8 protein-coding genes and 1 pseudogene are annotated in these 8,245 nt (G+C 40.4%); all 9 read left to right on the forward strand.

Annotated elements, in window-relative coordinates:
- Positions 1-70 precede the first annotated feature (70 nt).
- The gene (locus QQK02_RS12245) at positions 71-991 is read left to right on the forward strand and encodes a hypothetical protein (protein ID WP_284208338.1); all 921 of its coding nucleotides are present in this window, start codon (positions 71-73) and stop codon (positions 989-991) included.
- Positions 988-1,608 carry a PilN domain-containing protein gene (locus tag QQK02_RS12250; RefSeq protein WP_284208339.1) on the forward strand — a complete coding sequence of 207 codons (621 nt, stop codon included), beginning with the start codon at positions 988-990 and terminating at the stop codon, positions 1,606-1,608. The genes QQK02_RS12245 and QQK02_RS12250 overlap by 4 nt, the downstream gene beginning before the upstream one ends.
- Positions 1,605-2,282 (forward strand): hypothetical protein, encoded by a 678-nt coding sequence (locus QQK02_RS12255; RefSeq protein WP_284208340.1) that lies wholly within the window; start codon positions 1,605-1,607, stop codon positions 2,280-2,282. Before QQK02_RS12250 ends, QQK02_RS12255 begins: the two co-directional genes overlap by 4 nt.
- On the forward strand, positions 2,275-2,586 hold the full coding sequence (locus QQK02_RS12260; protein ID WP_284208341.1) for a hypothetical protein: 312 nt from the start codon (positions 2,275-2,277) through the stop codon (positions 2,584-2,586). The genes QQK02_RS12255 and QQK02_RS12260 overlap by 8 nt, the downstream gene beginning before the upstream one ends.
- Positions 2,586-4,274: a pilus (MSHA type) biogenesis protein MshL gene (gene mshL, locus QQK02_RS12265; RefSeq protein ID WP_284208342.1), complete on the forward strand. Its 1,689-nt coding sequence runs from the start codon at positions 2,586-2,588 to the stop codon at positions 4,272-4,274. The genes QQK02_RS12260 and mshL overlap by 1 nt, the downstream gene beginning before the upstream one ends.
- A 21-nt stretch (positions 4,275-4,295) precedes the next feature.
- Positions 4,296-5,201: an ExeA family protein gene (locus tag QQK02_RS12270; protein ID WP_284208343.1), complete on the forward strand. Its 906-nt coding sequence runs from the start codon at positions 4,296-4,298 to the stop codon at positions 5,199-5,201.
- A complete protein-coding gene (locus tag QQK02_RS12275; protein WP_284208344.1) occupies positions 5,202-6,335 on the forward strand; it encodes a tetratricopeptide repeat protein in 1,134 nt (377 codons plus the stop codon).
- 1 nt (position 6,336) lies between these two features.
- Positions 6,337-8,052, forward strand: coding sequence for a GspE/PulE family protein (locus tag QQK02_RS12280; RefSeq protein ID WP_284208345.1), 1,716 nt, complete (start codon positions 6,337-6,339; stop codon positions 8,050-8,052).
- 4 nt (positions 8,053-8,056) lie between these two features.
- Positions 8,057-8,245, forward strand: a pseudogene (locus QQK02_RS12285) (type II secretion system F family protein); the annotation flags it as partial.

Raw genomic sequence — 8,245 nt, forward strand, 5'->3', positions numbered from 1 at the left:
ACTTGCGTGCGTATACGAAAGAGGGATAATGAATATTATGCAATAATAATATTCTAACTATAGCAAATTAATGTCTCTAAAAAATACGTTCAGACAAATGTTTAGCAAAAAAGAATCAACTAATCAGTTAGCGATTAGTATGACTAAGCAGGGTATTGCTTACTGCCATATGGCTGAACAAAAAATTCAAGACGCTCAACTGCTTAAACTTGTAGATAACGACTTTACGAAATCTTTATCATTACTGGGTTCTACATTAGGACTAAGTGGTGACTGTCGATTGATACTTGCCGCCAATCAATACCATATTGTTCAAATAGATAAGCCTAGCGTACCTGAAGAAGAGTTAAATCAAGCGCTAAAGTGGCAAGTTAAAGAACTCGTCAATATTCCGCCAGAAGATATGATACTCGATTATTTTGATGGGCCTATGCTGGCTGGTGGCGGGCAAAAACTTAATGTTGTTGTCGCATCAAAAGCTGAACTGGCGACGTTTGTTAAAGAGCTAGATCAGCAGCAAATTACGATTTCTTCTATTACGACGGAAGAATTTGCTTTTAAAGATTTATTGCCGGTGCAAGACGATGCTCACCTTTTGTTAGTGCAGCAGCCTGGCGAAGAAATGGTGATTTTAATCATTAAGAATGGCCAAATGTATTTCCATCGTCGATTACGTGGTTTTAGTGATATTGCAAAAAAATCAGAAGACGAATTAGCCTTTGGTATGATCGACTCTATTAGTCTGGAAATTCAACGCTCAACTGATTATTTTGAACGTCAATTAAAACAGGCACCTATTAAAACGATAAAAGTATTAACGCCAAATGACAATGAGGCTTTTATTGCGCGTAAATTATCTGAGAACACTAATGTAGCGGTTGAATTGTTTTCGCTACCTGAACATTATGCTAACTATCGTCAATATGCTGCGCCGTTGGGTCTGTTTATCGAGCAGACACCAGTAGCACAGACGCAGGAAGTTGAAGTATGAATGTCAAAACGTCTATAAACTTATTACAACCGGAACTGCTGCCAGACCGTAATTTTCTGACCTTGCAAAACATTGCAATTGGCTGGGTGTTAGCGCTAATCGCCACTATCACGCTCGGTGTGTCGTTATCTTGGCAAGAAGAACAGTTAGCAAACAAACAAAAAATATTGAATACTGAAAAACGTCAAATAGCTAAAACAATGGAATCGCTTGAAGCACAACTGGCACGACATAAAGTGGATAGCCGTTTAGTTGCAAAGCGAGATCAACTTAAAGCGATTATGACGAACAAAAATGTGTTAATAGCTCAACTTACCGATGGGAAGAAAACCGAAGTTGTTGGTTTTGCTAAAGCAATGACGGAGCTCGCCAATTTTCATTCGAGAAATATCAGTTTAGAGCGCGCAGTGCTAAATAATCAGCATATTAGTTTTTCTGGTGTGGCTAAGTCACCAGATGCTGTCCCTCAATGGCTTTCTGGCTTTGAAAAATCTTCATTGTTATCTGGTCAGCATTTCAACCATTTTGAATTGATCGAAAATGATAATAATTATACGCAGTTTAGTGTTAGCTCTGACGTTAATGCGCAACCTGAGAAATTAGGAGAGTCGCAATGAGAGAACGTTGGCAACAATATTGTGAAAAGTTTCTAACGCTTACGGGGCGTGAGAAGTCAATGATAGTCATTGCAGGCTTCGTTGTAGTTACATTTCTGCCGTTTACCTTGTTTATCGACGGGACGATTGTTTCGATCAATAAACATAATCAGCAAATAACCAAACTAGAGCAAAATAATCGCAATACAAAATCTTTAATTTCAGATATGGAGTTAAAGCTTGCTCAAGATCCTAACTTAACAGTTAATCGCGAAATAGCAGCCTACGAGCAAAAAATAGCAGAGGTAGACGAACAATTATTAACGCTTACTTCTGAGCTTATTGATCCGGTGTCAATGCGCACAGCCTTAACGTCATTATTAAGTATGCATCGAGGCGTTTCGTTATTATCATTTCAGGTGAAGCCAGCACAACCCATGGTGATAGATCAAACCATTGAAAAAGAAGGCGACTCAGTCTCTTCTACCGTCAATTCGGGGCTTTATAAACATGAAATAACGATCAAGCTTAAAGGTCGATATTTCGTTCTACGTGATTACTTAACACAATTAGAATCACTTAAATGGAAGTTCTTTTGGCAAAGCTTTGACTACCAACTCATTGAATACCCGAATGGTGAATTGGATGTCACTTTGTATAGTTTGAGTACACAAAAGGAGTTTCTCGGTGTTTAGAATCATTTTCTCCATTTGTTTAGGGATGCTGTTCAGCCAGCCATTAGAAGCTGCTGTCGATCCAACAAAACCTTTGTTTGGTTTTTCAAAGTCACCATCAAGCACACAGAAAAGCAAGCTGGTATTACAATCTATAATGGCCAAAAACGGTGCTAATTCAGCTATCGTTAGCGGTAAACTCGTCCAAAAGGGTGACCAAGTTAATCAATATAAAGTGATCAGTATTGGTAAAAACGTTGTCAAATTACAATCTCCTGAGGGCCAATTGACCCTTAAATTGTTTGCAGAGTCGGTTAAAAAATAATGAATAAAATAATAAAGAAATCAAGAATCCACTATTATTTTTGCGCGCTAGTATTAGCTGGCTGTCAAACAGTCCCTGAAGAGCCCAAAGAAATTAATCAAGCGCTTGATAGTGCTATTGCTCAAGGTCAAACATCAAAGTCACCAAAGGCGTTAACGGCAGTACCAAATGCTGTTCAGCAAGACTTAATGCAACAGAGCATGCAGCAAGCTAGAAAAGGTCTTTTGGCTGAAAAGCGCTTAGAAATAGCGGCAAGTGATGTTGAAGCGAAGCATTTTTTTGCCGCCCTAGTTGATGACTCTCCGTACAGTGTTGCTGTGCATCCCGATGTAGAAGGCACCATCACTTTAAATTTGCAAGATGTTACGCTTGAAGAAACAATTGATGTTGTCAAAGAGCTTTATGGTTATGACATTCGCACACGTGGCAACGTTATTCAGGTTTATCCTGCTGGTATGCGCACAGAAACATTCCCACTTGATTACTTATTTGTGAAGCGCTTTGGTTTATCAAGCACAAGTATAAATTCTGGCGGTGTTTCTGAAAACGATCCAAACAGTGGCAACAACAATAACAATAACAATAATAACAGTAACAGCTCATCCGGCCGCTCAAGTAATAATGGCAACAATTCGAATAATGGTTATGGCTCTGGTAGCGATAACTCAAGCAGTGGCATCAATATCTATACCGAGAATGAATCAGATTTTTGGACTGAATTAAAAGAAACATTGCTAACCTTAGTGGGTGATGAAGATGGTCGCTCGGTTATCGTCTCACCGCAAGCAGGTTTGGTTACCGTGCGCGCATACCCAGAAGAAATTAAAGCGGTTAAACGTTTTATTGATGATTCAGAAAGCCACTTAAGGCGTCAGGTAATTATTGAAGCGAAAATATTAGAAGTTACGTTAAGTGACGACTATCAACAAGGTGTGAAGTGGGACAATATTTTCGGTCATATTGGCTCTACTGATTTAAGCTTTTCTACAACGGGTAATGTTGTAGGTAATGTTATTTCTGGTGCAATAGGCGGCACAACGAGCATTGGAATAGACAATGCAGATTTTTCAGGTGTTATTGAATTATTGCAGACACAAGGTAATGTGCAAGTATTATCAAACCCAAGAATTACCGCAACGAATAACCAAAAAGCAGTCATCAAAGTTGGTGAAGATGAGTATTTTGTTACCAATGTTTCTAGTACAACGACAACAGGTACGTCAACAACGACCACACCTGAAGTTGATTTAACACCATTCTTCTCTGGTATTGCGCTAGATGTAACACCACAAATTAATGAAGATGGTGAAGTTATTTTACATGTTCATCCATCAGTTACATTAACTGATGAACAGGTTAAGACAATTCGCATTAGCGATGAAGATATCGTCTTGCCATTGGCGCAAAGCAGTGTGCGTGAATCAGATACGATTATTCGTGCGCGCTCTGGTGAAATTGTTGTTATTGGTGGTTTAATCGAAACGCGTAAGATTGATTTAGAATCTAAAACGCCATTACTAGGTGACATTCCATTTTTAGGCGAAGCATTTAAAAGCAAAACACAAACTACACGAAAAAGTGAGTTAGTTATTATGTTAAAGCCTACCGTTATCGGCCAAGAAACATGGACGGATCAGCTTAAAGATGCGCGTCAATTATTAAAACAGTGGTTCCCTGAAAGTGAGTAATTGCTAACTTAAGGCGATAATATGTACTTGTACCACTTTGGCTTGACGCAACTACCTTTTACGTTAACGCCAAATACGAGTTTTTATCTAGGGTTAAAGCCTCATACGGAGGCTTTTGCTGTTCTGCTAACTGCGTTAAAAACCGGCGAAGGGTTTATTAAAGTTGTTGGCGAAGTCGGTACGGGTAAAACCTTATTATGTCGCAAGTTACTCAATGAAATCCCTGAACACTTTGTTACGGCGTATATTCCAAACCCCTATTTGAATCCAGATGAATTAAGACGAGCGGTTGCAAGTGAACTTGGCGTAAAGCAAGCTCAGCGTATGTCGAGTCAATTGTTAAACCAAAGAATTCAAGAGCGGTTATTGGCTTTGCATCAAAAAGGCCATTCTGTTGTGCTTATTTTAGATGAAGCGCAAGCACTGCCCGAAGAGAGCTTGGAAGCGCTGAGGTTATTCACCAATTTAGAAACAGAATCAAGAAAGTTATTGCAGGTTGTTCTTTTTGCCCAGCCGGAACTTGATCAGCGACTCGCAACACAACAGTTTAGACAGCTACGGCAGCGCATAACGTTCTCATATCAACTGCGCCCAATGACATCGTTAGAAGTTGAGCAATACGTTCAGCACCGCATGCAAATTGCCGGTTACAAAGGAGAACAATTGTTTACCCGTTCACTTTGTAAAAAACTCACGAAAGCAAGTAAAGGCATTCCTCGTTTAGTTAACGTACTGTGCCACAAAATGCTGATGCTCGCCTATGGCGAAGGGCGACATCAATTATCAGCTAAACATTTAGTATTGGCTGCCAAAGATACAGAAGATGCTCATGTCAGTGGATGGCAAAAATTAGGCGTTTATTTGAGTGCAGCGCTGATATTACTGACGACCACACTCATTAGTTGGCAGTTTTTAGGAGAAGTTTAATTGAGTGTTATTAATCAAATGCTAAAGGATTTAGATGAGCGAAAACCTGAACAGCAAGGCTCGCCTATTCAGCAAACTGCGGTCGGAGTGCCGAGTGGGCAAAAGCGTGGTTGGGCATTAATAGTATTGATCATTGTCATTATTAACGTTTTGGGTTGGTTTGTTTGGCATATCTATCAGGAAAATCAAGCGTTAAAAGCTCAGCAAATAGATACAAGTCAACAAGTTGTAGTAAAAACATCGAAAAAAGCTGTTGATACTGCTGTCACAGAACAGCAAGAGCGGCTAAGTATACAAACAAAAGAAGAAGCATCGTTAGTTGCGGTAGAAGAGCCGAAGCAACAAACACAGCTACCGCCAAAAGTTACTGAAGTTGAAGTACCCAAAACACAACCCGCTCGTTCAGAAAACCAAATTGAGCAGAAGCCAAACCTGGCAACAGTTGCAACTAATAGCCAAGCTAAGGTTCAGGAAGTCGTGGCTCCTAACGTAGAGAATGTAGCTGAATCCCCGGTAAAAATTGAAAAAGCTAAACCGACGATGTCAGTAGCAAGGAAGCAGCTTTCGCCTCAAGAGTTAATCTCGAAGAAAGTCGAGCAGGCACAGAATGCCATTACGACAAATCAGCCACTTAAAGCCGAATCGTTATACGAAGAAATATTAGTTATTGATCGTCATGAGCATGAAGTAAGAAAACAGCTAGCCGCGCTTTGGTATGGAAGAAAGGCATACCAATCGGCATTGAATCTGTTGCAACAAGGTAGTGCGATTGATTACAACAATAGCGAATTTCGACTAATGAAAGCTCGTATATACTTAACGATGGGTCAAGCGACTAACGCATTAAACGAGTTATTGGTACTTAAAGATGTCCAACAAGTTGAATATCAGGCGATGATAGCAACAACGGCTCAACAACTGCAGCAAATTCAAGCAGCAGTTTATGCTTATGAAAAATTAACACAATTACAGCCCAATGATGGGCGATGGTGGTTAGGTCTAGCAATTGCCCATGACACTGACGCCAAATTTGAACTTGCAATTAATGCCTATAAAAAAGCGACTGTACTCCCTGGAATTTCCAACTCTTCCATGGCATTTGCTCGTCAAAGAATACAAGAATTAGGAGAATAATATGGCGGCACCAAAACTTAAAATGCGCTTAGGCGATTTATTAGTACATGAGCATATCATTTCTAATGAACAACTAATGCAAGCGTTAAATAGCCAAAAAACAACTGGCCGTAAGTTAGGTGATACCTTAATTGAACTAGGGTATATCGGAGAACGACAATTACTTGAGTTCCTCGCTCAGCAACTTGATGTGCCTTTCCTTGATATTAGCCAGCGACGTATTTCTCCTGACATGGCTAAATTATTGCCTGAAGTTCATGCCAGACGACTACGCGCGATTATTATTGAAGATAAAGGTGCTAGTGTTGTCATTGGTATGAGTGATCCTGCCGATCTAAATGGTTTAGACCAATTAGAGCAGTTGTTATCACCGAAATCGATTGAACTTGCCGTTGTAATGGAATCTCAATTATATGAAGCGTTTGATTCATTGTATCGTCGAACGGCGGATATTGAGTCTTTTGCGAGTCAATTGGAAGAAGAATATACCCAAACGACAGACTTTGATTTAGGCAGTAACTTTTTAGATGACGGAGGCGACGCAACCGTTGGTAAGCTTTTACAATCAGTTTTTGAAGACGCTGTTCAAATGCGCGCATCAGATATTCACATCGAACCGGATGAAAAAAGTTTACGTATCCGTCAGCGTATTGATGGTGTGTTGCAGGAAAACGAACTTAAAGAAAACAAAATTGCTTCCGCTGTTGTCTTGCGTTTAAAACTAATGGCAGGTCTTGATATTTCAGAAAAACGTTTACCGCAAGATGGCCGCTTCAATTTGCAAATCAAAGGGCACAATATTGATGTGCGTATGTCGACGATGCCAGTTCAATATGGTGAGTCGGTGGTGATGCGTTTGCTTGATCAAAGTGCTGGCCTATTGTCGTTTGATGAAACAGGTATGCCACAAGACTTAGTCGATCGTTTACGACATCAAATTACTCGGCCGCACGGTATGGTGCTAGTTACAGGGCCTACTGGTAGTGGTAAAACAACCACATTATATGCCGCACTGAGTGAACTTAACCAATCTACGAAAAAAATCATTACCGTTGAAGACCCTGTTGAGTATCGTTTGCCTCGAATTAACCAAGTACAAGTTAATTCAAAAATTGATTTAAATTTCTCAGATGTATTAAGAACGGCACTTCGTCAAGATCCCGATATCATCATGGTTGGTGAGATGCGTGATCATGAAACGGTAGAAATTGGTTTACGAGGTGCGATCACCGGTCACTTAGTCTTATCAACATTACATACCAACGATGCTATTACCAGTGCATTGCGTTTAATTGATATGGGGGCGGCAGGCTTCCTTGTTGGTAGTTCATTGCGTGCCGTTGTTGCTCAGCGTCTCGTTAGACGTGTATGTGATAATTGCAGTACCGACCACACACCGGATACGCAAGAAATGTTTTGGCTTAAAAACCTGGTTGGCGATAATGTTGAGCAAGTTAAATTTAAACGCGGAACAGGTTGTCAAACCTGCCAATATACAGGCTATCGTGGGCGAATAGGTGTTTTTGAATTACTTGAAATGAATGAGCCTATGATGGCTGCGTTAAAACGAGATGATGCAGAAAGTTTTACAGAATTAGCGCGTAAAAACCCAACCTTCAAACCTCTGGCACTTGCCGCCTATGACTATGCAGTTCAAGGTATTACAAGTGCGGAAGAAGTGTTGCGATTGGTTGAAACTGTTGACGTGGCAGGGTAGTTAGATGGCAGCCTTCGAATACGTAGGACGAGATGGCGCAGGAGCGCAAGTTAAAGGTGTGATAGATGCCGTGAATGCTAGCGCAGCAGCCGAGCAGTTATCTCGACAACGTATTACGCCGATTTCAATTAACGAAAAGGCTCAGGCTAAACAAAGTGCCAATGTAGATATTGGCGACTTACTGGGCTTTGAT

This window comes from Thalassotalea eurytherma (genome assembly GCF_030161415.1).
Lineage (GTDB): Bacteria > Pseudomonadota > Gammaproteobacteria > Enterobacterales > Alteromonadaceae > Thalassotalea_G > Thalassotalea_G eurytherma.